Source organism: Mycobacterium sp. 1164985.4 (assembly GCF_001668575.1).
In the GTDB taxonomy this organism is placed as follows: domain Bacteria; phylum Actinomycetota; class Actinomycetes; order Mycobacteriales; family Mycobacteriaceae; genus Mycobacterium.
Genome location: NZ_LZMD01000074.1, coordinates 16341 through 42808, shown reverse-complemented (window position 1 = coordinate 42808; position 26468 = coordinate 16341). Strand labels below are relative to the sequence as shown.

Annotated in this window: 29 protein-coding genes; 20 read left to right on the top strand and 9 right to left on the bottom strand. The window is 68.1% G+C overall.

Going from position 1 to position 26468, the window contains the following annotated elements; genetic code table 11:
* Positions 1-14 precede the first annotated feature (14 nt).
* The 9 genes from A5650_RS15100 (at position 15) to A5650_RS15060 (ending at position 7886) form a co-directional block, all read left to right on the top strand.
* Complete coding sequence (locus A5650_RS15100; RefSeq protein WP_067293203.1) at positions 15-971, top strand: DUF4129 domain-containing protein; 957 nt, start codon at positions 15-17, stop codon at positions 969-971.
* Positions 968-1453: a hypothetical protein gene (locus tag A5650_RS15095; RefSeq protein ID WP_067292881.1), complete on the top strand. Its 486-nt coding sequence runs from the start codon at positions 968-970 to the stop codon at positions 1451-1453. Before A5650_RS15100 ends, A5650_RS15095 begins: the two co-directional genes overlap by 4 nt.
* Positions 1450-2415: an AAA family ATPase gene (locus A5650_RS15090; RefSeq protein ID WP_067292878.1), complete on the top strand. Its 966-nt coding sequence runs from the start codon at positions 1450-1452 to the stop codon at positions 2413-2415. Before A5650_RS15095 ends, A5650_RS15090 begins: the two co-directional genes overlap by 4 nt.
* Positions 2412-3665: a DUF58 domain-containing protein gene (locus tag A5650_RS15085; protein WP_067292875.1), complete on the top strand. Its 1254-nt coding sequence runs from the start codon at positions 2412-2414 to the stop codon at positions 3663-3665. Before A5650_RS15090 ends, A5650_RS15085 begins: the two co-directional genes overlap by 4 nt.
* Positions 3662-4096, top strand: coding sequence for a hypothetical protein (locus tag A5650_RS15080; protein ID WP_082950772.1), 435 nt, complete (start codon positions 3662-3664; stop codon positions 4094-4096). The genes A5650_RS15085 and A5650_RS15080 overlap by 4 nt, the downstream gene beginning before the upstream one ends.
* A gap of 145 nt (positions 4097-4241) precedes the next feature.
* On the top strand, positions 4242-5633 hold the full coding sequence (locus A5650_RS15075; protein ID WP_067292871.1) for an HNH endonuclease signature motif containing protein: 1392 nt from the start codon (positions 4242-4244) through the stop codon (positions 5631-5633).
* A 117-nt stretch (positions 5634-5750) separates the two neighbouring features.
* Positions 5751-7052 carry an MFS transporter gene (locus tag A5650_RS15070; protein WP_067292868.1) on the top strand — a complete coding sequence of 434 codons (1302 nt, stop codon included), beginning with the start codon at positions 5751-5753 and terminating at the stop codon, positions 7050-7052.
* A 73-nt stretch (positions 7053-7125) separates the two neighbouring features.
* Positions 7126-7566, top strand: a complete 441-nt coding sequence (locus tag A5650_RS27140; protein WP_067292865.1) for a hypothetical protein — start codon at positions 7126-7128, stop codon at positions 7564-7566.
* A 44-nt stretch (positions 7567-7610) separates the two neighbouring features.
* A complete protein-coding gene (locus A5650_RS15060) occupies positions 7611-7886 on the top strand; it encodes a hypothetical protein (RefSeq protein WP_067292861.1) in 276 nt (91 codons plus the stop codon).
* A gap of 58 nt (positions 7887-7944) precedes the next feature.
* Here the strand turns inward: A5650_RS15060 and A5650_RS15055 are convergent, their stop codons facing one another.
* Positions 7945-8406 (bottom strand): aminopeptidase, encoded by a 462-nt coding sequence (locus tag A5650_RS15055; protein WP_353615186.1) that lies wholly within the window; start codon positions 8404-8406, stop codon positions 7945-7947.
* A gap of 36 nt (positions 8407-8442) precedes the next feature.
* Between A5650_RS15055 and A5650_RS15050 the strand changes: the two genes are divergently transcribed.
* On the top strand, positions 8443-9345 hold the full coding sequence (locus A5650_RS15050) for a DMT family transporter (RefSeq protein ID WP_067292856.1): 903 nt from the start codon (positions 8443-8445) through the stop codon (positions 9343-9345).
* 17 nt (positions 9346-9362) lie between these two features.
* Here the strand turns inward: A5650_RS15050 and A5650_RS15045 are convergent, their stop codons facing one another.
* From A5650_RS15045 to A5650_RS15035, 3 genes are all read right to left on the bottom strand, one after another.
* Positions 9363-10172: an ANTAR domain-containing protein gene (locus A5650_RS15045; RefSeq protein ID WP_067292853.1), complete on the bottom strand. Its 810-nt coding sequence runs from the start codon at positions 10170-10172 to the stop codon at positions 9363-9365.
* A 10-nt stretch (positions 10173-10182) separates the two neighbouring features.
* Positions 10183-10494 carry an STAS domain-containing protein gene (locus A5650_RS15040; protein ID WP_067292849.1) on the bottom strand — a complete coding sequence of 104 codons (312 nt, stop codon included), beginning with the start codon at positions 10492-10494 and terminating at the stop codon, positions 10183-10185.
* 201 nt (positions 10495-10695) lie between these two features.
* Positions 10696-12663: a SpoIIE family protein phosphatase gene (locus tag A5650_RS15035; RefSeq protein ID WP_067292846.1), complete on the bottom strand. Its 1968-nt coding sequence runs from the start codon at positions 12661-12663 to the stop codon at positions 10696-10698.
* Between the two features lie 184 nt (positions 12664-12847).
* Here A5650_RS15035 and A5650_RS15030 point away from each other — a divergent pair, with 184 nt between their 5' ends.
* The 5 genes from A5650_RS15030 (at position 12848) to A5650_RS15010 (ending at position 17152) form a co-directional block, all read left to right on the top strand.
* Positions 12848-13207 (top strand): STAS domain-containing protein, encoded by a 360-nt coding sequence (locus tag A5650_RS15030; protein ID WP_082950770.1) that lies wholly within the window; start codon positions 12848-12850, stop codon positions 13205-13207.
* Between the two features lie 125 nt (positions 13208-13332).
* Positions 13333-13611, top strand: coding sequence for a hypothetical protein (locus A5650_RS15025; protein ID WP_067292840.1), 279 nt, complete (start codon positions 13333-13335; stop codon positions 13609-13611).
* 39 nt (positions 13612-13650) lie between these two features.
* Positions 13651-15237, top strand: a complete 1587-nt coding sequence (locus tag A5650_RS15020) for a S53 family peptidase (protein ID WP_067292837.1) — start codon at positions 13651-13653, stop codon at positions 15235-15237.
* Positions 15234-16424, top strand: a complete 1191-nt coding sequence (locus A5650_RS15015; RefSeq protein WP_067292832.1) for a hypothetical protein — start codon at positions 15234-15236, stop codon at positions 16422-16424. The genes A5650_RS15020 and A5650_RS15015 overlap by 4 nt, the downstream gene beginning before the upstream one ends.
* Positions 16421-17152, top strand: a complete 732-nt coding sequence (locus A5650_RS15010) for a hypothetical protein (RefSeq protein ID WP_067292829.1) — start codon at positions 16421-16423, stop codon at positions 17150-17152. The genes A5650_RS15015 and A5650_RS15010 overlap by 4 nt, the downstream gene beginning before the upstream one ends.
* Before the next feature lie 179 nt (positions 17153-17331).
* On the opposite strand, the gene A5650_RS15005 is transcribed toward A5650_RS15010, so the two are convergent.
* Positions 17332-19530, bottom strand: a complete 2199-nt coding sequence (locus A5650_RS15005; RefSeq protein WP_067292825.1) for an elongation factor G-like protein EF-G2 — start codon at positions 19528-19530, stop codon at positions 17332-17334.
* 100 nt (positions 19531-19630) lie between these two features.
* Complete coding sequence (locus A5650_RS15000) at positions 19631-20038, bottom strand: TIGR03668 family PPOX class F420-dependent oxidoreductase (RefSeq protein WP_067292822.1); 408 nt, start codon at positions 20036-20038, stop codon at positions 19631-19633.
* Between the two features lie 176 nt (positions 20039-20214).
* Here A5650_RS15000 and A5650_RS14995 point away from each other — a divergent pair, with 176 nt between their 5' ends.
* Complete coding sequence (locus A5650_RS14995) at positions 20215-20478, top strand: hypothetical protein (RefSeq protein WP_067292818.1); 264 nt, start codon at positions 20215-20217, stop codon at positions 20476-20478.
* On the opposite strand, the gene A5650_RS14990 is transcribed toward A5650_RS14995, so the two are convergent.
* Positions 20469-21047 (bottom strand): hypothetical protein, encoded by a 579-nt coding sequence (locus A5650_RS14990; protein WP_067292815.1) that lies wholly within the window; start codon positions 21045-21047, stop codon positions 20469-20471. The genes A5650_RS14995 and A5650_RS14990 overlap by 10 nt on opposite strands.
* A gap of 155 nt (positions 21048-21202) precedes the next feature.
* Between A5650_RS14990 and A5650_RS14985 the strand changes: the two genes are divergently transcribed.
* From A5650_RS14985 to A5650_RS14970, 4 genes are read left to right on the top strand one after another with little or no spacing between them, the layout of a single operon-like run.
* Positions 21203-22333 (top strand): ABC transporter substrate-binding protein, encoded by a 1131-nt coding sequence (locus tag A5650_RS14985; RefSeq protein ID WP_067292812.1) that lies wholly within the window; start codon positions 21203-21205, stop codon positions 22331-22333.
* 54 nt (positions 22334-22387) lie between these two features.
* A complete protein-coding gene (locus A5650_RS14980; protein ID WP_231992626.1) occupies positions 22388-23209 on the top strand; it encodes an ABC transporter permease in 822 nt (273 codons plus the stop codon).
* On the top strand, positions 23206-23988 hold the full coding sequence (locus A5650_RS14975; protein WP_067292806.1) for an ABC transporter permease: 783 nt from the start codon (positions 23206-23208) through the stop codon (positions 23986-23988). The genes A5650_RS14980 and A5650_RS14975 overlap by 4 nt, the downstream gene beginning before the upstream one ends.
* Positions 23985-25025 carry an ABC transporter ATP-binding protein gene (locus A5650_RS14970; protein WP_067292803.1) on the top strand — a complete coding sequence of 347 codons (1041 nt, stop codon included), beginning with the start codon at positions 23985-23987 and terminating at the stop codon, positions 25023-25025. The genes A5650_RS14975 and A5650_RS14970 overlap by 4 nt, the downstream gene beginning before the upstream one ends.
* A gap of 16 nt (positions 25026-25041) precedes the next feature.
* Here A5650_RS14970 and pyrE read toward each other — a convergent pair whose 3' ends face one another.
* Positions 25042-25626, bottom strand: a complete 585-nt coding sequence (gene pyrE, locus A5650_RS14965; RefSeq protein ID WP_067292799.1) for an orotate phosphoribosyltransferase — start codon at positions 25624-25626, stop codon at positions 25042-25044.
* 14 nt (positions 25627-25640) lie between these two features.
* Positions 25641-26441: a HugZ family pyridoxamine 5'-phosphate oxidase gene (locus A5650_RS14960; protein WP_067292795.1), complete on the bottom strand. Its 801-nt coding sequence runs from the start codon at positions 26439-26441 to the stop codon at positions 25641-25643.
* Positions 26442-26468: the final 27 nt, after the last annotated feature.

Sequence of the window (26468 nt, the reverse complement as noted above, 5' to 3'; positions counted from 1 at the left end):
ATGGCCACAGGGCCATGGGCGCTACCGGCACGTCGACGCGACGCGTGATCGCGGTGATCACGCTCATGGTGCTTGCCGCCTGGGCGCTGCGCGGCTACGTCCCCGGCGTGGAGCGCGCCGCCGACGAGGTGGAGCCACGTTCGAGCAATCCCCTGGCGCTGGCCGCGGTCGTCACGCTGTTGTGCGCCGCGGTGGGAATCATCGGCTTCGCGATCATCGTGCGGATGCGGGACAAGCGGCCGCGCCCCGCTCCCATGGGCAGCCTGCCGCGAAGTGATCGATTGGGGGAGCGGCCGTCATGGCGGTTCGCGCTCGTCGCACTGGCTGCGCTGATCGCGTTGGTGCTCCTGGTCGCGCTGCTGTCCCGGGTTTCTCTGCCGGTGCCGACCGAACAGGCGCCGCCGACGGTCCCCGACGATGCTGGCGGTGGCCCGGTGGAGCCCCGTCCGCCCGTCGAGGACGACGCCTCCGAAAGCAACGTGGTGAACTACCTGATCCCGCCGATGCTTCTAATGATGGCGCTGATCGTCGTGGGGACGGCGGTCGCGTCACGGCGACAGGGACCCCGTCCGGGTCCAGCTGTTGCCTTCGAGGCGGCGGACTCGCCGGCGGTGGTGCCGACGACCACCACCTCGCTCGCGCGCGCGGCGGAGGTGGGGCTCGCCGAGATCGGCGATTTGAGCCGCGAACCGCGAGAGGCGATCATCGCCTGCTACGCCGCGATGGAACGCGAACTGACGCGGGTGCCCGGGGCGGTGCCGCAGGCCTGCGACACCCCGACGGAGGTGCTCGCGCGTGCGGTCGCCAGCGGGGCGTTGCGGGCCGACAGCGCCACCGAACTGGTCGAGCTGTTCGAGGAGGCGCGGTTCTCGCCGCATGTGATGAGCGAGAAGCACCGCGACGCCGCGGTGCAGGTGCTCAACCGCGTGTTGACCGAGCTACCGCAGCGCATAGCCGAGGCGGCGACATGAAAAGGCTTGTGACGGCGGCGTTTCTGTTCGTGGCAGGAGCGGAACTGCTCGCCGTCGCCAGCCGCGACCGGGATCTGATCCTCGTCGTCTCCGGCGTCGCGCTCGCACTGGCGTTGCTCGGCCTGCGATGGCAGCTCGGTCACGAAGCCGAAACCGACGATGAGCAAACACTTTCCGACGACGCCGCCGAGTCGCTGCGCCGCTGGCGCTCGCGCACCGAGACCCTGATCAGCCGCGCCGAGGCGACCCGCACCGACTGGGACCGTCACCTGCGGCCGATGCTCGCCCGGCAGTTCGAACTGGCGACCGGACAACGACGGACCCGTAATCGCGCCGCATATCACGCGACCGGCGAGATGCTGTTCGGCCGGGAACTCTGGGGGTGGGTCAACCCCGAGAACGTCGCCGCGCGCGGGTCGGAGTCGCCGGGGCCCGGCCGGGCGACGCTCGACGAGATCCTGCAACGGTTGGAGCGGGTATGACGACAGGACTGCCTGCGGCGGCGACCACCGCGAACTGCGAGGCGGTGCTCGACGAGATCGGGCGGGTGGTGGTCGGCAAGCGTGGGGCGCTCGCGTTGATCCTGACGACGGTGCTGGCCGGCGGGCATGTGCTGATCGAGGATCTGCCCGGTCTCGGAAAGACGTTGATCGCGCGCTCTTTCGCCGCGGCGCTCGGGCTGCAGTTCACCCGTGTGCAGTTCACGCCGGACCTGCTGCCTGCCGACCTGCTCGGGTCGACGGTCTACGACATGCAGTCGGGGAACTTCGAATTCCGCCGCGGCCCGATCTTCACTAATCTGCTTCTCGCCGACGAGATCAATCGCACACCGCCGAAAACCCAAGCGGCACTGCTCGAGGCGATGGCGGAGAGCCAAGTGAGCATCGACGGCGCGACGCATGCGCTGCCCGCTCCGTTCATCGTGCTGGCGACCGACAACCCGATCGAGTACGAGGGCACCTATCCGCTGCCGGAGGCCCAGCTTGACCGGTTCACGATCCGGCTTGAGCTGCGGTATCTCTCCGAGCAGGAGGAGGCGTCGATGTTGCGGCGCCGTATCGAGCGCGGTTCGGCCGAGCCGACGGTCGCGCAGGTGGTCGATGCCCACGATCTGGTCGCGATGCGCGAATCGGTGGAACAGGTGACCGTGCACGACGATGTCCTGCGGTACGTGGTGTCGCTGGCCGCCGCGACGCGCCAACACCCGCAGATCGCGGTGGGCGCCAGCCCGCGAGCCGAACTGGACCTCGTGCAGCTCGCCCGCGCCCGCGCGCTGTTGCGGGGCCGCGACTACGTCGTGCCCGAAGACGTGAAAACACTTGCGATTCCGGCCATCGCGCATCGGATCACATTGCGCCCGGAGATGTGGGTGCGACGGGTACGCGGCAGCGACGTCGTCGACGAGCTGCTGCGCCGACTGCCGGTGCCACGGACCAACCCGTGATCGAAACCCGCTGCACCGACGCCGAGTCACGCTGGCGCGCATCGCCTCTGTCCCGTTCGCTGTTGACCTGTGCCGTCATCGCCTTGGCTGTCGCGGTGCTGGGGGCGCGCTGGCAGCTGATCGCCTTCGCCGCGCCGTTGATTGGGGTGCTGTGTTCTGTCGGATGGCAGCGGGCAGTCCCGACGGTGCGGGTGTACGCCGATCCCGGCATCCACCGCTGCTTCGAGGATGAGTCCGCACGGATCCGGATGTGGGCGGAAGCCGAGGGTGAAACGGTTCGTCTGTTGAGCGGTTCTGTCGCGGGGATGACGCTGGACGTTGCGGAGCGGGAGAGTGAGGGCGGGCAGACCGTGGTGGCGAGCGCGCGGCGCTGGGGTCGCTATCCGCTGCAAGCACACCTGACGGTGACGGCGCGGGGCGGTCTGATCGAGGGCGTCGGGGTGGTCGATGCCGCCGACGTGTACGTGTTCCCGATGGCCCCGCCGCAGTCGACCGCGATCCCGCGCACCGAGCTGCTCGATCGTCTGGGGACGCACTTGACCCGGCACACGGGCCCGGGTGTGGAGTACGCCGACGTGCGCAGGTATGTGCCGGGAGACCATCTGCGAGCGGTGAATTGGGCGGTGAGCGCGCGTCGTGGCAGCCTGCACGTGACCGAGCGGTTGACCGACCGGGCCGTCGACGTGGTCGTGCTGATCGACAACTACGCGCAGCCGGCGGGTCCGGCGACCGAGGCTACCGAGCGCACGGCGCGCGGCGCGGTGCAGGTGGTGCAGAGTGCGCTGCGCAGCGGTGACCGGGCGGGCATCGTCGCGCTCGGGGACCGCAATCCGCGATGGTTGAGCGCCGACATCGGGCGCAGGCAGTTCTATCGGGTGCTCGATGCGATGCTCGGCGTCAGTGGGGGTTATGACACCACGTCGGGGACTCTGGCACCGCGGGCCGCTGTCCCGCCGGGGGCGATCGTCGTCGCGTTCTCGACCATGCTCGACACCGAGTTCGCGCTGGCGTTGATCGACCTGCGCAAGCGGGGCCACACCGTGGTCGCGGTCGACGTCCTGCAGGGGGCGCCGTTCGAGGAGGGGTGCGAGGCGTTGGTGGCGCGGATGTGGTCGTTGCAGCGGTCGTTCATGTATCGCGACATGGGCACGGTCGGCGTCGACATCGTGGCGTGGCGTGAGGAGGACACGCTCGACCAGGCGATGCAGCTGGTCCCCGATCACCGCAGGCCCGTGCGGAGGCGACGGTGAACCGGGCGGTATCGACGGCGTTCGGGTTCGTCATGGTGGCGGCCGCGGCGCTGCCGGCCGACGATGCGGCGCTGGGCGTCTGCGGCTTCGCGGTGATCATGGTGTTGTTGGGCAACGTGTTTCGGGTTGCCGCCACGGTGGCGGTGCTGGCGACGGCGGTCGTGATCGTGATGGCGTCGGCGAGCCCGGCATACGCGGCGTTGTGCGGTCTGGCGGGCGCGGCGTACCTGGTGCTGCGGTACACGAGCGACGTCACGGTGCCGACTGTCGTTGGGGCGTTGCTGTTCACGGCAGTCGCGTTGGCGGCGGTGGCTCTTGCCCCGGAGTTGCCGTGGGTGCCGTTGGCGGCGCCGCTCGCGGTGCTGGCGGCGGTGGTGTTGGTGACGCGACCGTACTGGGCGGGCGGGTCGCGTTCGGGCCGGTCTCGCTGACACGGTGGGGGCAGCCGCCTACCACGACGCACCGACATTATCAGCGGCGTCGGCTGAGTTATCCCCAACTTCGGGTTCATCCACAGATTCGGCCGTGGCCGTGCGTTGAGGTCTGTCGTGTCGGGCCCATGGATAGCGTTGAGGCATGGCGGGATTCATCAACGGGGCGGTGGCACGGGAGCGGGCTCACGTACTGCTGGACCAGATTGATGCCGCCCAAATCGAGCTGCGAGAGTTGTCCCTCGTCGATGTGGGCAGTGCGTTCCGGGTGACGATGGCGGAACGGTTGGAGAATCAGCAACGGGCGAACCGGGGCCTGATGTACCGGGTCTTCGCCGAGCTCGTACATCCGCCCGACGAGTCCCGCGCGGATCCGGATGTGATCGACAAACTCTGGGCCCGCCTGCGGATCGCGCCGAAGGAGATCCGGCGACGATTCAAGGTCGCGGCGCGGATCCGTCCGAGCGCGGCGTTGACCGGTACGCCGATCCCGCCGGAACTGCCCGCGGTCGCCGAGGCCGTCGAGGCGGGCGCCGTCGGCGAGGACCACCTCAAAGTGATCACCGACTGCATGGATCGGCTGCCGTCCAACACCTCGGCGGCCGACCGCACGGAAGTCGAAGCGAGCCTGGTGCGCGAGGCGGTCAAGAGCGATGCCGATGCAGTGCGCGTCGTCGGGCGTCGTATCGATGAGATCTTCAATCCCGACGGGCATTACGACGAATCCGACCGGGCCCGCCGGCGTGGTTTGGTGCTCGGCCCGCAGGGACGCGACGGCATGTCCCGGCTCACGGGTTGGATCGATCCCGAAGCGCGGTGCTACGTCGAAACGGCAAGCGCCGCAGTCCGGCCGGGACGACACCTGCCCGACGGCAGTATCGAAGGCGCACCCGACGACCGGTCGATGGCGCAACGGTGCCACGACGGCGTCAAGCTGGGGCTCAAAGCCGGAATCGCATCGGGCGAACTGGGGAACCATCGCGGGGTTCCGGTCACCGTCGTCGTCCGCACGTCGCTGGGAGAGCTGAACCAGGCGGCGCATGCGGTCGTCGACCCGTACATCTCGATGCCCGGCCCGGCCCGCACCGGCGGAAACACCGTGCTGCCGATGCGCGACGTGATTCGAATGGCCTCCGATGCGATCCACTACTTGGCGGTCTTCGACGACCACACCGAACGACCGATCTACTTGGGCCGACAGAAACGGATCGCCACCGCCGATCAGCGCATCGTCTGCTACGCCCGCGACGGCGGATGCACCCGGCCCGGCTGCACCGAACCCGGTTACCACTCCGAGGTGCATCACAGCCCGGGGTGGGCCGACGGTGGAGCCACCGACGCCGACAAGCTGTTCTTCTGCTGCGGGTCCGACCACAAAGCGGTGAGCGAGGGCCGCTGGCGCACCGCCGTCACCGAAGCCGGCCGCCTCGCCTGGAGCAACGACAACCATCCGCCCGAGGTCAACCGCCTGCACCACCCTGAAGAACTGCTGCGCGGCAACGTCGATCCGCCGCGCAGTGAGGATGAGGGCCCATGACGCCGGCCGAAGAGCCGCGACCCGTGGTGGCTTCGCCGACGCGCCCGTTATCGTCGTAGGGCGCTTACCGACTGGTAAGCGAAATGCTCAGCGCAGCGCTTACTTTCGGGAGGTCGGATGCCAAGCGATGTGCGGAAGGCGATCACCGGCGCGTCGATCGGTAATGCCGTCGAGTGGTTCGACTTCGCGATCTACGGCTTCCTGGCGACGTTCATCGCAGCCAACTTCTTCCCCGCCGGCAACGAGACGGCGGCGCTGTTGAACACGTTCGCGATATTCGCGGCCGCCTTCTTCATGCGACCGCTCGGCGGATTCGTCTTCGGTCCGCTGGGCGACAAGCTCGGCAGGCAACGGGTCTTGGCGTTGGTGATCCTGTTGATGTCGGGTGCGACGGTGCTGATCGGTGTGCTGCCGACCTACGCGTCGATCGGAGTCGCGGCGCCACTGCTGCTCCTGCTGTTGCGGTGTCTGCAGGGGTTCTCGGCCGGCGGCGAATACGGCGGTGGCGCCGTCTATCTCGCCGAGTTCGCGTCCGAACGGCGTCGTGGGCTGACCATCACGTTCATGGTGTGGTCCGGTGTCCTGGGCTTCCTGCTGGGCTCGATCACCGTGACACTGCTGCAGGCGCTGTTGCCCACCGCGGCGATGGAGAGCTACGGCTGGCGCATTCCGTTCCTGATCGCCGGACCGCTGGGACTCCTCGGCCTCTACATCCGGCTGCGCCTCGACGACACACCGCACTTCGCCGAACTCAGCAAGACCGACCGAGTCGCCGACTCGCCGCTGCGCGAGGCGTTCACGACGTCGTGGCGGCCGATCCTGCAAGTGATCGGGCTGTTCATCGTCTTCAATGTCGGCTACTACGTCGTGTTCACGTTCCTGCCGACCTATTTCATCAAGACGCTCGAGTTCTCCAAGACCGATGCGTTCCTGTCGATCACGTTGGCCAGCCTGGTCGCGTTGATACTGATCCTTCCGCTGGCGGCGCTGTCGGACCGCATCGGCCGGCGTCCGATGCTGATCGCCGGGTCCGTGGCGTTCGCGGTGTTCGGTTATCCGATGTTCCTCCTGCTGAATTCCGGCTCGCTGGTCGGTGCGATCGCCGCCCACTGCGGCTTGGCGGTCATCGAATCGATCTACGTCTCCACCGCCGTCTCCGCGGGCGTCGAACTGTTCGCGACCACGGTGCGCTACAGCGGCTTCTCGATCGGCTACAACATCTGCGTCGCCGGGTTCGGCGGCACCACCCCGTACGTCGTCACCTGGCTGACCGCCGAAACCGGCAACAATCTGGCGCCCGCGTGGTACCTGATCGTCGCCGCCGTCGTCTCGCTCGCGACGGTCGTCACCCTACGAGAGTCCGCGGGTCGACCACTCACACAGACCAGCGACCACCGGGTGGCGCCGGTGATGCAGTGATCGCAGAATTTGCGAGCAGACTCAAACCGTTCTCCCAGGACCGTGGCAGTTCGGTGTCCTACATTGCCTGTGCATGACGAGGTTCCGCCTCCACACGGTCGCGGTCCTGGCCGCCGTATTGGGCATCGTGGTGCTTGGCGCAGGCGGGGCTCGTGCCGATGACTACTCAGGGGAGACCTACGGCGATGCCGCGGGCCAAATCAGCGACGCGGGTAAAACAGCCGTCGTGTCAACCAGATCGGGAGACACGCTGCCGCAGGACGAGTGCATCGTGACTCACTCCCAGACGGCGCCGTGGGTCAAGGGTGACTCATTCACGCCGGTCACGAACGCGATGCTGCTCGACCTGAATTGCAACGCCAAGGTCGCGACGGCGAAGAGCCCCGGTAATTCCGCCGCCAGTCCGGAGGGCCGCGCGGCGGTCGAGGAAGCCAAGCAGGCCGCGTCGTCGAACAACGAGGCATCCAACGGCGCGCCGTCGAACAACGCGGCATCCAGCGCCAAGAAGCAGTAGCGCGGACCCCTCTGGGACTCGGCGCCCGCAGCTAGGGTGGGTCCATGAAGCTTCGTGTGATGCCCTACATCACGGTCGAGATCGACGATCGTCTGCGCCGACGCGTGCGCTCCGCCGGCGAGCGACTGCGCGTCAACGTTCGGGCCTATCTACTGAGCGCCGCCGATGAGGTCGACACCGCCAGCGACAAGGTCCGCGGTCTGTGCGACCGAGCGGTCAACCGCGTCGACACCGTCGTCGCGACGGTCAACGACCGGATTGCTCCCGAGCACGAGGCGCCGACGCTGCGGGTGGTCGCCGGAGGGCGCGAGGCCAGCTAACGCACGCCGGCCGGTGCCCCGGAGCCCGTCTCCGCGTCGGCCGGCGAGCAAAGCAGCGTCAGCCGGCCCGCGCGGTACGCCCGCCGACCAGGAAGCCGCCGACGAGCACGACGAGACCCACGATCGCGACGGGAATCGCCCACGTGCGGCGGTCGCCCACCGCCGAATGGCACTGCGCGACGTAGTCCGGCGGATCCTCGGTCAGCTCGTCGATGATCGGCAGGTTCTTCAACTGATTCGGATCGTTGGCATTGGCCTGGCTGGCCGCGGAGTCGTCGGCGGCAATGGCATTGCCGCACGAGATCTTCTGCCCGTCCGGTCCGGCGATAGACACCGGAACCAGCAGAGCGATGACCCCGACGAGAAGGACCACCGCACCGACCAGCACAATCACACGTCGCAGATTCATGATCGGTTTGATGCCCCAATAGGCCGGGCACCAAACCTCGCAACGGCCACCGCCGAGCCCGTCGCGCAGGCTCACGTTCCATATGTTGTGCTTGTCCGATGTGCGCGCCATGGCCGGAGAGGAGCGAAACGCTTTGGTAGGCCAGTCGTGCTAGATCAAGGGCTGGTCGTCGTCTTGGCCCTGCTCGCCGCGGGCTTCTTGGCGATCGGCATCGTGGTTCGTCAGCGCGCGACCATGGACGTCCCCGAGGAGCACGGCGTCAGCACCGTGATGGTGATGACGCTGCTGCGCAGGCCGCTGTGGTGGGCCGGTACCGCCGCAGCACTCGCGGGCTACGGCTTCCAGGCCCTCGCGCTGGTCAAGGGATCGTTGCTGCTGGTTCAGCCCATCCTCGTCTCCGCTCTCCTGTTCGCCCTTCCGTTGAGCGCCCGCCTCGCCAACCGCCGGGTCACCCGCGCCGAGTGGATGTGGGCGCTGCTGCTCACCGCCGCGCTCGCGGTGTTCGTGGTGCTGGCCAAGACCCAACCGGGCGACTACGAGGCGTCGGTTCCGCTGTCGGCGCTCGTCGCCGTCGTCTGCACGATCGCGGTGACGGCCTGCGTGGTCCTGGCCGTCCGCGGTGGCGGATGGAAACGCGCCGTACTGCTCGCCGTCGCGGTGGGCTTGCTGTTCGGCGTCGTCGCGCTGCTGACGAAGATCGTTGTATTCCTGCTCGCGAACGGCGGCGTCGGCACGGTGCTGACCACCCCGGCGCTCTACCTGCTCCTCATCCTCGGCGTCCTAGCGGTGTTCCTGCAGCAGTCCGCATTCCACGCCGGATCCCTGCAGACATCGGTGCCGACCATGCTGGTGCTCGAACCCGTGGTTGCGGTCATCTTGGGCGCGGTGGTCCTCGGCGAGCACCTGACCGTCGGCGGCGTGAAGGCCGTCGCGATCACGGCCGCCGTCGTCGCGATGGCGGCCGCCACGGTCGCACTGGGCCGCGACGAGGGTGCGCTCGAAGAGCGACTCGAGGCCGAGGCCGCGGCGGCGCTCAAGCGCGGGGCCTGAACCCGCGCCGGAACCCGCTACGCGTTCTCGGATCCCCGCCGATCCCGAGCCATAGCCGTCCACAGCAGTCTCGCGGCGTCGCGTGCCGCCTGATGTGGGGCGATCGGTTCGGCGATCCCCGGCTGCTGGGCCGGAGAACCGCTGATGTGCTCCAGCAGCGCCACCGCCAACTCGCGAAGCTTGACGTTGAACTCCTGGCTCGCCCGGCGCAACATGCTCCACGCCTGTTCGGCGTCGCACCCGACCAACCCCATCAACGCGCCCTTGGCCTGTTCGATGGCGCCGCGCGACTGCAGTGCGGCCAGCAGATCCTCGAACGCGGCCTCGTTCTGCGCCGCGGTCGTGACCAAAGCGGCCGAGACGAGTTGTTCGTAGGCGATCAGCGTGGTCACCGTGACGGCGGATGCGGGCTCGGACAGCGTGCAGGACAACACGATCGCGGCGTCGTCGCGCCAGAACCCCGGCACCGCCGCCGCCCCGTGGACGGCCTTCAAGTCGGTGGCGATCCCGCTCGCGAACTCCGACGCAGCGTCGAAGGTGAGGTCGGGCCAGCGTTCGTCGGTCCACAGGTCGAGGCTCAACACCGGCACCTGGTGGGTCAGTGCGTCGGCGACCGGGCCGCCCATGCCGGACAGTTGTGCGGCGACCATCTCGTGTTCGATGCCGAGAGCGGCGAGCGTGGACGGATCCTCGTTGAACCGCTTGTCGTGCACGGTGGCCGCCACACCCAGAACATTCGGGGTATCGGCCTGCCACCGTTCGAGAATCCTGTGCAACAGCGTGATCAGCTCCGGGTGTTGGCGAGGCTGAAAGCTGGGTGCTGGCACGACAATCCGCTCAGTCGACGACGGTGACCGTCGCGACCTTGTCGAGGCCGGAGATGCCGAGCAGCGTGGTGATGGGGCCGTCCGCGGGTACCACGAGGTCGAGCTTGGCGTTCGCCGCGACGGAGAACAGCTCACGAAGGGCGGCGCTGTCGCAGTACGTCACTCCGGTGAGGTCGACGGTGATCGAAGAGTTGTCCGCCGCCGCGCGCGCCAACGCCGCGCTGAACTCGTCGACGTTCGCCAAATCGATCTCACCGACGGCGGTGACGACCGGAGACACTCCGTTGCTCCCGGGCTCGAACCGGAACTGGTTGCGGATCACGACTTTCCGGCCCCCACCGTCAATAACGTGCAGCAGTGGGCGGCAATGTGAGCGAATCCGTTCACAGAACCTCCCGAAGTCTTAGGGGCCCCACCGCCCCCGTGCATGCCACACAGTCCGCATCGCTGCCTCTTCCTGACAGACGTTCTTTATCAATATTTGTAATACCACGATGACGCTGTCGAGGCAGGCAGAGCTGGTTCAAACGCGAATCTCCGGTAACTGAAACGTCATATCTACGGTAGTGCCGGCCGAGGTGCCGTCGAGATCCACCTGATCGCTGACGGCGCGCATCAACAGCAGGCCGCGGCCACGGGTCCCGGGATCGGAAGGCGGCGCCTTCCACGACCCGAAGTCGCTGACGCGCACGTGAAGTGCGGCGTCGTGGATCTCCGCCTCGACGCGCATGCGCCCGGGTTCACACCCGCGGTAGGCGTGCTCGACGCAGTTCGAGCAGGCCTCGTTGACGACGAGGATGAGATCCGACACCGTCGATTCGGAGGCGCCGTTGGCTGCGAGCCAGGCCGCGAGCCTGTGGCGGATCTCGGTCAGCTTCGGCGCGGTGGCGGTGTCGTCGATGACGAGGGACGCCCTCGGGGTCCGGTAGATCACGATCGCCACGTCGTCGTCGTATCCGCTGTCGGGGGCGAGCCTGCCGAGCACCGCGTCGGCGACGTCCTCGATCGGCAGGTTCGCGGTGTCGGCCAGCACGGCGGACATCCGGGCAATCTGATTGTCGATCGGCCGGTCGCGGCGTTCGACCAAGCCGTCGGTGTAGAGCATCAGCGTGGAACCCGGGAACAACGGGTGCGCCGTCTGCGGGCGGGGCGCAGGGTGCCGGACCGCGAGCGGGACCGAACAAGCCTTGTCGAGCAGTTGTGGCGGGGCGGCGTCGGACACCAGCACCGGCGGCACGTGCCCGGCGCTGCTGTACTCCACGGTCGCGGCCACGGTGTCGACGATCGCGACGAACACGGTGGTGCAGTACGCGTCCGGAATGAACTCCGCGACCGAGTCGAGATGCTCGAGCACCGCCGACGGTTGCGCCCCGGTCAGCAGCAGGGCGCGCGTCGACGCACGCAATTGCCCCATCACGGCGGCGGCCGACAGCCCACGGCCGACGCAGTCCCCGACCACGATCGCGATCCGGCCGTCGCCGACGGGAAGCACGTCGTAGAAGTCGCCGCCGATCTCCAACGGATGCACGGCCGGCTCGTAGCGGACGGCGAACCCGGGCGGCAGGTCCATCGGCGCCAGCAGCGACCGCTGCAGCGTCAGCGACGTCTCCCTGGCGCTCTCGAACTGCCGGACATGCTGCATGGCCGAACTGAGGTGGCCGACGAGCGCCGAAACCAGCCGTCGGTCCTCGGCGCTGACGACTCGCGGAATGCGGTGCTCGAGGCAGAGCACCACGTCGCGCGCACCGGAGAGGACCGCGACGAACCCTCGCGTAGTGCCCGCGCTGGGCGCCGCGCCGACCGGAGTCACGGTCAGCGGGATCCACGTGCGGGCGTCCTCGAACGTGCGGCGCCAGTCCTCGTCGAGGTCCCTCCACGAGCTGACCCCGGGTTCGCCGGCGACCCGCACCGTGGGCTCCTCGCCGTCGGCCTTCGGCCACGTGACCGCGATCAGCCGCTGTGCGTCCAGCGGTATGCGGCATTGCGCGAGCGTTATGGCCAACACCTCGTCGACGTTCTTGGCGACGCTCACGGCCGTCGCCAACCGCGCCATCGCCCGGTCGCGTTCCGCGGCGGCGCGCGGCGCCGTGACGTCCCGGATGGTGCCCACGTAGAGACCGCGCCGCGATTGGTGATCCGGCACCGCGTTGACGCTGATCGCGACCCACCGCAACCGGCCGTCGCGGTGCCGGATCCTGGTCTCGGCGATCAGGCTGCCGTCGCGGATCAGTGCGGCCCTGCGCTCGTCCGCGGCCACTGCGTCGACAGCCCAAGGGTGGGGCATCGGATACGGCAGGCCGCCTTGCCCGTATCCGGTGATCTCTTCGAAAGCGTCGTTGATCTCGACCACACTGCCGGTGGCGTCGGTGACGAAGAAGCCTTCTTGCAGCGAATTGACCAACGCGCTGCGGAAAACGTCGCGATCGGCGAGATCGTCGGCGCGCGCTCGTTCTCGTTCGTAGCGTTGGTAGAAGTCCACGGGGTCGGTCATGTTCGAGGCAGTCGGCCCTCCCAGCGTCGCGCTCACAGTGCAATCGCCGAGCGCACAAGTCTTCCTCGACATTAGCCTGCCCGGAGCACCATGATCCGCCGAAGCACTGATCTACCGCAGGAGGCGAGGGGTTAAGCTCGCCCCATTGCCGTCGTGGTGGCGGCGCCGACCGGAGGACCCACCGTTGTCACGTAATGACCCGATAACCACGTCGATCTCCCACGACGACGGAATCGCTGTGTTGACGGTCGGCGGTGACGTCGACCTCGCCACTGTGCCGGCGTTTCAGGCAGCGATCACCCAGGCGCTGACTCAGGAGCCCTCTGCGCTGGTCGTCGATCTGCTGGCGGTGGACTTCCTCGCGTCCGCGGGACTGCAGGCGCTGGTCGCGACGCACGAGACCGTGAGCAAGTCCGCCCGCTTCGCCGTCGTTGCCGACGGGCCCGCGACCAGCAGGCCGATCCAGCTGACCGGGCTCGACCAGGTGTTCTCGCTCTACCCGACGCTGGCCGAGGCGCTGGGCGCGCTGAAGTCCGGCTCCTAGCGCCGCCGAAGGCTTCTGGCTGCAGAATCGAACTGAGCGACGGTCCCGAACTTCGGATAGAGTTCCGACGTCGGGGGTGATCTTGAAATATCCCGGCACAGGTCGGGACAGTTAGGACTCACGTCATGAGCTCAGCTCGGTTCGGTCGTCGCGTCGCCGCCGTCGCGGGTGGTGCCGCCACGATCGCGATGGTCATGTTCAGCGCCTCCTGCTCCAGCGAGGAGAAGGCGCCGGAGGAGACCACCACGACGACCACTACGACCACCACGACCACCGAGCCGGCGCCGCCGCCCCCGCCCGTCGAGCCGACCGACAAGGCGCCGCGAATCTCTCCCGGACCCAATCCGTTCTCGCCGTCGGTGATCGCCCCGCCCGCGCCGACGGCGGTCCCGGGCGACCACTAACGACCTCACCGGCCCGGGCTGGGAAATACGCTGGCGTCCGTGGGAGCGCGGCATCTCGGCGTGCTGGTGCTGATCGTGGCGGGCGTATTCGTTCTCGTCTCCGATCTGCGCCCCGCATCCGCGCGACACGGCGGCGAGGTCATCGCCGGTCCGTACTCCTACCTGTTGGCGAGTTCGGCCGACCTCGGGCCTTCCCGGGACGACGGGGTCCAGCTGACGATGGCGCTGCGCGACGATAGTCGTCCGAGCGCCGTGTTCGCCTGGGCGGGCGACCGCGGCCTCTCCGTCCGCTGGCGACCGGGACACCGATGGGCCGTGGTGGAAGGGGCCGCGGCATCCGTCGCCGCGGCGTTCGGCGTCGAGGTGCGCGACTATCGCGGGCGCCGCGGCCAGGTCTTCTACGCGTCTCCGCAGCAGCCGGTCGTCCCGGATGTGCTGCGCGACGAGGTTTCTCAGGTCGGCCGGATCCTCGGCTACATCCCGCACCACACGTCGCACACTCCGCCGCTGCCCCTCGACGTACCGGACAAAGGGCTGACCCCGCAGGCCTTGCTCACCACCTACAACGCCGCGCCGCTGGCCGCCGACGGCTACACCGGCAAGGGCACCACGATCGTGTTCTTCGCGTTCGACGGCTTCGCACAGGCCGATCTCGACACCTTCGCAGATACCTACGACCTGCCCCGCTTCACCCCCGAGGTGGTCGGTGAACTCGACGAGCCGCGCGGAGAAACGACGATGGACCTCGAGGTGGCGCACGCCGTCGCCCCCGATGCGCGCAAGGTCGTGGTCAGCGCCATGCCGACGATCACCGCCGACGGTGCCTTCGAGCGGATCGGCCGGCTGCTCGAGGACACCGACCGGCGCTTTCCCGGCGCGGTGTGGAGCTTCTCGATCGGCTGGGGATGCGACCGGCTCATCACCGCGGCCGACCTCGCCCCCGTGCGATCGGCACTCGCCACCGCGCAGTCGCACGGCACGTCGGCGTTCAACGCCAGCGGCGACCTCGCGGGCCTCGAATGCAGGGGCGGCGACGACTGGTCCTCGCCGCCGGGTGAGAACGACATCGGACTGGATTCGATCGCCTCACTCCCGGAGATGACCGGCGTCGGCGGCACCACCCTGTCTACGGACGGCGAGGGCCGGTGGCTGTCCGAGCAGGCGTGGTTCGACGTTCCGCTGACGGTCGGCACCGGCGGCGGCGTTTCGGCGGTGTTCGACCGTCCGGACTGGCAGCGCGGTGCGCTGCCCGACCGCGACGCCGGCCGGCGGCTGACCCCTGACGTGGCGGCGGTTGCCGACCCGTTCACCGGTGTGCGCATCGTCTTTGCGCAGACGCCGTTGGTCGGCGGCGGCACCTCGCAGGCCGCACCGATCTGGGCGGGCCTGGCCGCGGTGATGAACCAGTATCTGCTCGCCAACGGTGGACGCCCGCTCGGCGACCTGAACCCGCTGCTGTACCGGATCGCGCAAGGCGCCCCGCTGCCCGCCTTCCGCGATGTGACGCTCGGCGGCAACGTCGTCGCCGACGCCACGCCCGGCTACGACCTCGTGACGGGACTCGGCACACCCGATGTCGACAACCTCGTCCGCAATATCCTCATCCTGCAGGAGGCGGCCGCATGAGCTCGGGCGACGACAGCGTCCCGACCGCCGAATGCCGGATCTGCAAGGTCGACGTGCCCGCGGGGGAGTACTGCGGGCTATGCGGCTGTCATCTGACACCGCGGCCGCGAGAGGGCCCGGACTGGTTGCGGCCGCGCGATTTCAGCGCCGCGCCCGACGAACATCTGCTACAGCTGTCGGTCGCGAGTTCGCTGTTCCCGCACCTGCCGCAGCGCTCACGCTCGGCGTTCCGGATCGGTCTGCTCGTTCTGGTCGCGGCGCTGGTCGCGTTCACGCTTCTGCGGCTACCCGCCGCACTGGTGACCGTCGCCGCGCTGGGGTTGCCGCTGCTGTTCGTGATGTACCTGCGCGAGTCCGATGCGTTTCGCGACTTCCCGGTTGGCACACTGGTTCTCACCGTCGCCCTGGCGGTCGGGCTCGCCGTGGGGTGGGTGTTGTTGACGGGTGTGACGTTCGCCCGGTCCTACAACGTCGGGCTGGGTTCGGCGATCGTGGGCGCGCGAATGCTGCGCATGGGCATCGTGGTTCCGCTCGGCGGGGTCATCCTGATGCTGCTGCCCGCCGTGCTGGTCCGTGCGATTCGACCGTCCTCGCGAGAAGCCCTGGACGGCTTCATGATCGGGACGCTGGGTGCACTGAGCTTCACGGCCGCGGCGACGTTGACGCGGCTGGCCCCGCAGTTCGGCACCGGAGTGGTCAGCAAGCGGCCGATGGAAAGCCTGTGGGTCGAGGCGGGTATCCGCGGCCTGGCGGTGCCGTTGACCGCTGCGGCCACGGGCGGATTGATCGGTGCGGCACTGTGGTTCACGCGTCCACCGAGCAAGCGTGACCAACGCCCGGTCCTGGTGCGCGCGGTGCTGGTTGGCTTCGCGGTCGCGGTGCTGGTGGTGTACCTGGCGTTGGGCTTGATCGATGTCGCGCACTTCCCGCAACTGCTGATGCTGGTGTTATATCTCGCGCTGGCGGTGGCGGCGCTGCTGCTGTTGCGCGTCGGTCTGCACCTGGCGCTGCTGCACGAGGCGCACGACGAGATCCGCGCGGAGGAACCGCTGCTGTGCCCGCACTGTGGGCACGTCGTACCGGACATGGCGTTCTGTCCGGCGTGCGGGGTGGCGACGCGGGCCTCGTCGCGATCGTCGCGCAGGGCACGGCGCGCGTCGCGACCGGTGCGCAGTGACCCCGAATGAGCGCACCGACAACGAATTTCTTTCCCGGATACGCGGTTCCGGCCGGAACATACGCGGCGCCCACGCCGCGGCGAACCTCGCGCAGGCGACTGGTGCTGACGTGGTTCGCCGCGATCGCCGTGCTCGCCGCAGCCCTGGTCGGGGTTTCGGCGTTGCTCGCCAAGCCACCGGTGCGCTACGTCTGCCCGCCCGACTGCGGTCGGCCGCCGACCGGCACCCCGGTGTCGATCAACCCGCGGTTCACCGCGCCGGACGGGGCGTTCTCGGTGTCCTATCCCGCACCGGAGTCGTCCTACCGGGTGAGCACCAAGCCCAACGGCGTGACCGCCGAACTCCTCGCAGGCGACGGTGGGACGCTGCAGTTGTTCAGCGAACCGGCTGTCGGCAGGCCTGCGCGTGAGATCGCAAAGTCGTTGGTGAAGAAGACTTTTCCAGACACCCGGACCGCGTACGAGATTCCCAACGCGATGGTCGGCTACCAGTCGGGGTACGGCGAGGTCGCCGACTGCTGGCCGCAGGGCGCCAACAGCAGCTACATGCGGATGCGGGTGCTGGTTATGGTCGCTGTGAAGGACGACCTGGCGTTGGTCGCGGCGGCGGTGGGGCCCTACCACCAGTTCGGTCCCGACTTCGGATTCGGTAAACCGTCCGGTGCGAACCTCCAAATCGCCCTGGACATGGGGAAATACGTCAACAGTTTCAGCTGGCGCGGGGATGCACCGCGGTGACGAGTTCAGATGGAGCCGTTGAACAAACACAACCAGGTGGCGATCAGCATCGTGACCGCCAGTATGCCGGTCACGACCACGTGAGCCAGCAGATGCGTTCGGTCTTTCATTGCGGCGACGCTAGGGACGGCGCCTGAGAATCCTCTGGCAGCGCCTGCAGATTCCGCTGATTCGGCGGGTCAGACCGAGGATGTGACTTTCGCCGCAGCGTGTTCGGGCATCGGTTCGTAGCGGGCGAAGGTTCGGGTGAACGTGCCCGCGCCATGCGCCAGCGACCGCAGATCGATGGCGTAGCGGGTCAGTTCGACCTGGGGGATCTCGGCCTTGACCAGGGTGCGGTCCTCGCCGATCTTGTCGGTGCCCAGCACGCGGCCCCGCCGCCCGGCCAGATCACCCATGATCGCCCCGACGAAGTCGTCGGGAATCAGCACCGACACCTCGTCCACCGGTTCGAGGAGGTTCACCTTCGTCGCCGCGGCGGCCTCCCGCAACGCCAGCGAGCCCGCCATCTGGAAGGCGAAGTCGGAGGAGTCGACGCTGTGGGCCTTGCCGTCGAACAGCGTGACCCGGATGTCGACGACCGGATAACCGGGCCCGACGCCCTTCTCCATCTGCGCGCGTACGCCCTTCTCGACACTGGGAATGAACTGTCGGGGCACCGCGCCGCCGACCACTTTGTCGACGAACTCGAAGCCCGAGCCCTCGGGCAGCGGTTCAACCTCGATGTCGCAGACCGCGTACTGGCCGTGTCCGCCGGACTGCTTGACATGCCTGCCGTGACCTTTTGCCTTGCTGCCGAACGTTTCTCGCAACGGCACCCGCAGCTCGACGGTGTCGACGGCGACGCCGTAGCGCCGCGCGAGCGTGTCGAGCACGACGCTGGCGTGCGCCTCACCCATCGTCCACAGCACGATCTGGTGCGTCTCGGGGTTCTGCTCGATGCGCAACGTCGGGTCTTCGGCGGCCAACCGTTGCAGCCCGCCCGACAGCTTGTCCTCGTCGGTCTTCGCCCTGGGCTGTACCGCGATGGGCAGCAGCGGTTCCGGCATGCTCCACGGCCGCAGCACCAGCGGATCGGACTTGTCGGAAAGCGTGTCTCCGGTCTCGGCGCGGCTGAGCCGTCCGATCGCGCAGATGTCGCCGGCGATCACCGACGGTGCGGGGCGCTGCTGTTTGCCGAGCGGGAACGACAGCGAGCCGATGCGCTCGTCCTCATCGTGGTCCTCATGCGCGGCCAGCGAACCCGTCAGCGCGCCACTTCCGGCGAAGAACGACGAAAAGTGGCCGGACACATGGACCGTCGAGTCGGGTGTGATGGTTCCCGAGAAAACCCGGACCAGGCTGACCCGACCGACATACGGGTCGGACGTCGTCTTGACGACCTCGGCAAGCAGTGGACCGTGCGGGTCGCAGGGCAGCTCGGGACGCGGTTTGCCCTGCGGCGTGAAGACCTCTGGCAGCCGATGTTCGGGTGGCGGCGGAAAGCCCGCGGTGATGATCTCGAGCAATTCGAGCGTGCCGACGCCCGTGCCGCTGCACACCGGGAGCGCGGGGAAGAACGTCGCCCTGGCGACGGCCTTCTCCAGATCGTCGATGAGCACCGACTGGTCGATCTCCTCACCGCCGAGGTAACGCTCCATTAGCGTCTCGTCCTCGGACTCCTCGATGATGCCCTCGATCAGGGCCCCGCGATGTTCGGAGATCGCGTCGGCGTACGAGCCGTCGGGTTCGTGGGTGCCGGTGCGCTTGCCGTCGGCGTATTCGTAATGCGTCTGCGAGAGCAACCCGACCAGGCCGGTACACGGCGACCCGGCTTGATTCCCGCCCGGCTTCGCGCGTCCGGCGGGCAGATACAGCGGAAGTACCTTGTCCCCGAATGCCTGCTGCGCGGCGGCCAACGCGTTCGCGTAGTTCGCGCGGGCGTGGTCGAGCTTGGTGATGACCACCGCGCGCGGCATGCCGACCTGGTCGCACTCGTGCCACAGCGCCTTGGTGGGTTCGTCGACGCCCTCGTTGGCGGCGATCACGAACAGCGCGCAGTCCGCGGCCCGCAGACCCGCCCGTAGTTCCCCGACGAAGTCGGCGTACCCGGGAGTGTCGATGAGGTTGACCTTGACGCCGTCGTTGCGCAGCGACGCGAGCGCCAGGCCCACCGAACGCTGTTGGGAGATCTCGGCGTCGTCGCTGTCGCAGACCGTGGTGCCGTCCTGTACGGAGCCCGGTCTGGTGAGGACGCCGGAGGCCACCAGAAGTGCCTCGACGAGTGTGGTTTTGCCGCCACCCGATGGGCCCACCAGCACCACATTGCGGATGGCGGCCGGACTGTCCGCGGTCGGGGCGGCTCCGGCGCCCTGGGAATTTGTCGTCTTGTCAGCCATGACGTTCCCTTCCACGACGGCTGCCGAAGCCGCCAAAGTGTGTGTTAGACCACAATTCCCCTAACCGACAGCGAACACAAGGGATTCGCCGAATTCGGGCTCAGGCCTGCCACGAGGACCAGTTCGTAATGGTCACGGCGACCACCGGACCGTCGAGGGCGATCCGCTGGTACTGCGGGTACTTACCGCGTAGCAACATGTAGCCGGTCGCCAATTCTTCGCCGCTGTAATGAATTTGGGCTCGGCCGTCGGCGCGCACCCACCACAATCGCGCCCAGTCGTCCTCGTAATGGTCGACGAGCATGCTCACCTGCGGGTTGCCCTCGATGTTGGTCAATCGCCGCAGCCTGCGCGTCGATTTCCGCTTGGCGTCGACGGCGGTGTAGGCCACGCCGGCGTGCACCGCGAACACGACCGGCACGACGTGCGGCGCACCGTCGGATCCCACGGTGGCGAGCATCGCGACGGGCGCCGCGGAGAAGATGGCCTCGGGCTCGAATGCGGCCATTCTCGTAGCCTATTCCGGCTCGGCCGGGACGGTCATCGTCTCGCCGCGGTGGTGCGCATCATTCACAGGTACGAGCGGGGAATCGACCGCAGGGCGCCCGAGTTGAATTCATTGTTCAGTATTCGCGAGACGTCGTCCTAGGGGGGCCCGCCCCGCACGAGCGAAAGAGGACGACCATGAAAACACGGTTGATCGCACCCCTGGCGATCGCGGCCGCTGCAGCGGCGATCGGATTCGCGCCGCTGGCCGATGCCGCGCCGACGGGCTGTTCGTACACCGGCGGCGCCGTGGCCTGCCAGACCCCGGGGAACGTGGAGATCACCACCCAACCGGGACAGGCCTCAGCGGATGCCGCCCGGCTGCAGTACCCGTTCTTCGCCCCCTACGGCTTTGTGGTCCGTCACGACAACCGCCAAGACGTTGGGCATCATCACCGCTGACCCGGCCGCTGAGGCGCGACGCTCATCGGCGACCGCGTGACGGGCGTGCGTGTCACGCCGATCTCCGGTTCGCGGCCGGTTCTCGGCGCCGGCGTGCGCGGTCGATAGGTTGCCGGCGGCGGGGCAGCCGGAGGCGGCGGCGCCTCCTCGCGCGGCGGCGGTGGAGGCGGTGGCTCGTTGCGCGGTGACGGTGGCTCGTTGCGCGGTGACGGTGTGCGCGCCGGGGCCGTCGTTTGGACGGAGGGGCGCACCGGCTTGTCGTTGCGGTCGACGGCCGGTTCGGGCTGTCGGACCACGAGCAGCACGACGGAGACGACGAGTGCGACGGCCGCGATCGCGGCGGCGATCAGGATGCAGAGATTGAGTCTGGTCTGGTACCAGGGCGGCGGAGCCGGCTCGAAATACCAGGTGTCCTCGTCGAACGCGTCGAACCTCATATCTCGGCCCGGCGCTTTCTCGGGGTCGAAGGAGTCGGCCTGCGTCTGCGCCCCCGAATCGGCGGCATCCGCGACATCGACCGTGTCGTCGATCAGATAGTCGAAGTCCCCCGAGGCTTCGCGTTGCGCCACACGAGAATGCTAACGCCGCACCAGACGGGGGGCCCGGCAAACTCCGATGGAAGTTGCACGGCATCGCATTCACCGCGATAGGGTTTCGAGCGCCTCGCATGGAGTCATTGCACTGCGGTGACCGCTGCTGTCTCCCGACCATCGGAAGGTTCGCAATGAAGATCACCTCGCTGGCGGCCGCGTTCGCCGCATCCGTTCTGCTGCTGGCCGGTTCGGTTGCGTGCGCACCACCCGAAAAGAACGGTGACGGCGAGCAGACGCGGTCGGGTGTCAAGGCGTCCGAAGCCACTTCGGCCGAGGATTTCGGCGGCATCGACGGGTTGGTGGAGGTGGCCAAGAAGGAAGGCACGCTCAATGTGATTGCGCTGCCGCCGGATTGGGCGAACTACGGCGCGATCATCAAGGCGTTCTCCGACAAATACGGCATCAAGGTCAACTCGGTACAGCCCGACGCGTCGAGCCAGGACGAGATCAACGCGGCCAATCAGCAGAAGGGCAGGAGCACCGCGCCCGACGTATTCGATCTCGGCCAGTCGGTCGCGCTGGCCAACACCGCGATGTTCGCGCCTTACAAGGTGGTCAATTTCGATGACATCCCAGCCGCGTTCAAGGATGCGGACGGAACCTGGGTCAACGACTACGGCGGTTACATGTCGATCGGCTACGACTCCGCCAAAGTGCCGGCGGTGACGCGCATCGAGGACCTGCTCAAGCCGGAGTACCGGGGCAAGGTCGCACTGAACGGCGACCCGACCCAGGCGGGGGCCGCGTTCTCGGGCGTGCTGATGGTCGCGCTCTCCCAAGGCGGTTCGGCCGACGACATCGCGCCGGGCGTCGAGTTCTTCCGAAAGTTGGCCGACGCGGGCAACTTCCTTCCCGTCGACCCGACGCCGGCCACCATTGGCTCCGGTCAGACCCCGGTCGTCATCGACTGGAACTACACCAACGCGGCCGAGACCAAGAAGCTGCCATCGTGGCAGGTTCTGGTGCCGCCGAACTACGCCGTCGCCGGTTTCTACTATCAGGCGATCAACAAGGACGCGCCGCATCCCGCCGCCGCGCGGTTGTGGCAGGAATTCCTCTACAGCGACGAGGGGCAGAACCTGTTCGCGCTCGGTGGCGTTCGCCCCGTCCGCGCCGACAACATGGCCGTCGACGGCACACTGGACAAGACCGCGGCGGCGTCGTTGCCCGTCATCGACGGCCCGGTGACGGTGCCGTCACCGCAGCAGACCGAGGCGGCCACCAAGTACCTGTCCGAGCACTGGGCCGCCGCGATCGGCTGACCGCACACGGGAGGAGCGAGTCTGAAGAGGCTGCGGGACACCGCACAAGACACCGTGCCGCTGCTGCCGTTCCTGGCAGTGGTGGTGGTGTTCCTGCTGATTCCGACCGTGACGGTGATCGTCAACGCGTTCTTCGCCGACGGTGTGTTCTCGCTGGATCGCATCCACGCATTGTTCTCCGGCGCGGCACTGTCGGCGTTGGGTAAGAGCGTCGTGCTGTCGGCCAGCACCGCGCTGATCGGCGCGACGTTGGGGGCGGTGTTGTCCTGGCTGATCGTGTCCAGCGCGCCGACTTCGATGGTGCGGCGCGCCGTGCTGGCGCTGTGCAGTGTGCTCGCGCAGTTCGGCGGTGTGGCACTGGCTTTCGCGTTCCTGGCGACGATCGGGCTGAACGGCGTGCTGACGGTATGGGTCCAGCAGCTCTTCGACTGGAACCTGGCCGCATCCGGATGGCTGTACGGGTTGCCCGGCCTGATCCTCGTCTACACGTACTTCCAGATCCCGCTGATGGTGATCGTGTTCGTGCCGGCGCTCGAGGGCCTGCGCGAGCAGTGGCGTGAGGCGGCGTTGAGTTTGGGCGCCTCCCGGCTGCAGTATTTCGGTGAGGTCGTCGTGCCGTTGTTGACGCCTGCTTTCCTGGGATCGGCGTTGTTGTTGTTCGCCAACGCATTCGCTGCGTATGCGACAGCCGCCGCGTTGGTCAGCCAGGGCAGCCCGATCGTGCCGCTGTTGATCAGGGCGGCGCTCACCAGCGAGGTGGTGCTGGGGCAGACCGGGTTCGCGTATGCACTGGCGCTGGAGATGATCGTGGTGGTCGCGGTGGTCATGGTGGCTTACAACAGGTTGGTGCGGCGCACCGCGAGGTGGCTCCGATGACGTTCAGCACCAGAGTGATTCGGGCTGCGCTGTGGTTGCTGTTCGGCGTGTTCTTCCTTTTCCCGCTCTACGCGATGGCGGATTTCTCGACGCGCAACCTGGTCGCGGGTGGGCGGACGCTGCGGGCGTGGACGAACCTGGTGGCCGACGACGTGCTGTATCAGGCCATCGTGGTCTCGCTGTTGCTCGCGATGTTCACTGTGCTCGCGATGCTGGCCATTTTGTTGCCCACGATGATCTGGGTGCGCCTGCGGGCGTCGTGGGCCAAAGGCGTCGTCGAGTTCTTGTGCCTGCTGCCGTTGACCATTCCGGCGCTGGTCATCGTCGTCGGACTGCGCAACGTGTACCTCTGGGTGACGTACTTCCTCGGTGAATCGGCGCTGACGTTGACGTTCGTCTACATCGTGTTGGTGTTCCCGTTCGCCTACCGCGCGCTGGACGCGGCGCTGTCGTCGATCGACCTGCAGACGCTCACCGAGGCCGCACGATCGCTGGGCGCCGGATGGACGACGACCATCCTTCGGGCCGTGGTGCCCAACATCTGGCCCGGCATCCTGTCGGCCTCGTTCATCTCGATCGCCGTCGTGCTCGGGGAGTACACGATCGCCTCGCTGAGCGGCTACCAGACGCTACAGGTGCAGATCGTGACGATCGGCAAGGCCGACGGACCCACCTCGGTGGCTGCGTCGTTGGCTGTGCTGCTGCTGGGTTTCGTTCTGCTGATGGCACTTTCGCTGCTCACCCGGGGACGCCGCCGAGTTCAGGAAGTGACCGCATGACCGCCGGAGTAGCCGTCGAACTCAACGATCTGACGCGGGTCTACGGAACGGTGAAGGCACTCGACGGGCTGACTTTGCGGATCGAACCCGGCGAACTCGTTGCGCTGCTGGGCCCGTCGGGCTGCGGTAAGACCACGGCGCTGCGCATCCTCGCCGGGCTCGACAAGGCCACGTCCGGAACCGTGTCCGTCGGCGGCCGGGACGTCAGCGGCGTGCCCGCGAACAAACGCGATATGGGCATGGTGTTTCAGGCCTACAGCCTGTTTCCTCACCTCACGGTGCTCGACAACGTCGCGTTCGGGCTGAAGATGCGGGGGACTGGCAAACGGGACCGGCTGTCCCGGGCCGCCGACATGCTGGATCTGGTCGGGTTGTCCGAACACAAGGACAAGTTCGCCAGCGAGCTGTCCGGCGGCCAGCAGCAACGCGTTGCGCTTGCCCGCGCACTGGCGATTCAGCCTCGGGTGCTGCTGCTCGACGAACCGCTGTCGGCCTTGGACGCCAAGGTCCGGTCGCAGCTCCGCGACGAGATCCGCCGCGTGCAGTTGGACGTCGGCACGACGACGTTGTTCGTCACCCACGACCAGGAGGAGGCGCTCGCCGTCGCCGACCGCGTCGGCGTGATGAGCCAGGGCAGACTCGAACAGGTCGCTGCGCCCGCCGAGCTCTACGCCAACCCGGCGACACCCTTCGTCGCCGAGTTCGTCGGGCTGAACAACAAAGTGCCCGCGACGGTTTCGTACGGGCGGGCCGAACTGCTCGGCGCATCGGTGCCGACGCTGGCGGGATCGGTCGCGTCCGGCAGCGGTATGGCGATGGTGCGCCCGGAGTCGGTGACGGTGACGGTCGATCCTGCCGGCACGTCGACCGTCAGCTCGGTGGCCTTCCTCGGCGCGATCTCTCGCGTGTACACCGCGATGGCCGACGGCACGGTGATCAGCGCTCAGATGGCCAGCTCGGCGGCGCGCGACTTTGCACCGGGCGACCGCGTAACCGTCGCCGTGGACTCCGACGGAGTGCTCATCGTGCCGACTTGACTGCGCGGCATCACAACTAGACGTCCTTGACCGGTTCGATGCCGAGGTCGCGATAGGTGACTAGCGCGGCGAACGGCACGTTGCGAGCGGCGAAACGCTTGGCCGCGATGTCGCCGCGGTCCACCATCGGAATCACGCCGGTGACGACGGCGCCCGCCTCTGTCACCCGGTCGAACGCGATCTCGGTCGAGCCGCCGGTGCTGATCACGTCATCGACCAGCAGCACCCGCATGCCCGGTTCGATGCGCGTGCCCTCGATCCACTGCTCGCGGCCGCGCTTCTTCTGCTCCTTGCGGACGGAGAACCAGGCCTTGCCGGTCACCATCGCGACGCCGTGCGCCAGCGGATCGGCGCCCATCGTGAGTCCGCCGACGGCGTCGAACTCGATGCCCCGGCTCTCCGCCAGCTCCGCGACCGCGCGGCTGACGACCGTCAACCTCTCACCGGTGTCGATGGCGTACTTGCCGTCGATGTAGTCGTGGCTGAGCTGGCCGCTGGCCAGGCGGAACGGCTGGTCGCGGCGCTCGTGTCCGCGGGTGGCGATCAGGTCGAACGCCGCTTGCCAGGTGGCCGGTCGCCCGGAGGGAGCCGCAGCAGTCATGGGGTGATCGTATTTCAGCCGCGACGTGCCAGGCGCGTCAGCTCGACGGCGGCCGAACGCAATTCGTCGATGGAGTCGAGCGGCTCGCGATACCCGATCCGGGTGTAGGCCAGCCCGCGCTCGGTGGTCAGCCGCAGGTCGAGGCCGTACCGGTCGGCGCCGGTGCAGGTCGCCGTGGTGGTGTCCGGGTAGCCACCCAGCACCTTGGCCATCGCGACGAGCGCGTCGGAGTGGTCGGCGTTCAGGTGCGCGATCGCCCCGGCCGCCAGCGGTTGTACGGGATCGGGGCTGGCCGCCGAATACGCTTCACCCGTCGTCGAATCCATCCGCCCGTAGCCGCCGACCCAGCGCACCCGTCGCACCCGCAGCACCCACAGCGTGAAGTCGCTGTAGTCGATGTAGTACTTCGCGGCCGCGACGGCCGACAGGTGTGCCTCGCGCGCTGCGGCGAGTTCGTCGCCGGAGGGACGCCCCACCACCCCGGCCAGCGTGACCCGCCCGCTGGCCAGCGGATCCGACTCCGACGTCGGCGCGACGATGGCGAGGCTCGCCCGCGGGTCGGTCAACAGGTTGCGGCCGTGTTCGGCGAGATTCGACACGCACAGCACCGGGTCACCGCCGAGCAGGCCGTACGTCACGAACGAGGCCCACGGGTCGCCGTCGGCCGTCAGCGTCGCCAAAGTTGCGGTATTAGTGGACGCAGCGATGGTCCGCGCTTCCTCGGCCGCCGACGGGCGGACGGAGTTGACGACCTCCGTCAGCGGCGGAGGAATCGACGGCGAGTCGCCCGGGTCGCCGTGATCACGAGTGGCCACGCCCGAACGATACCCAGAGATTTCCGC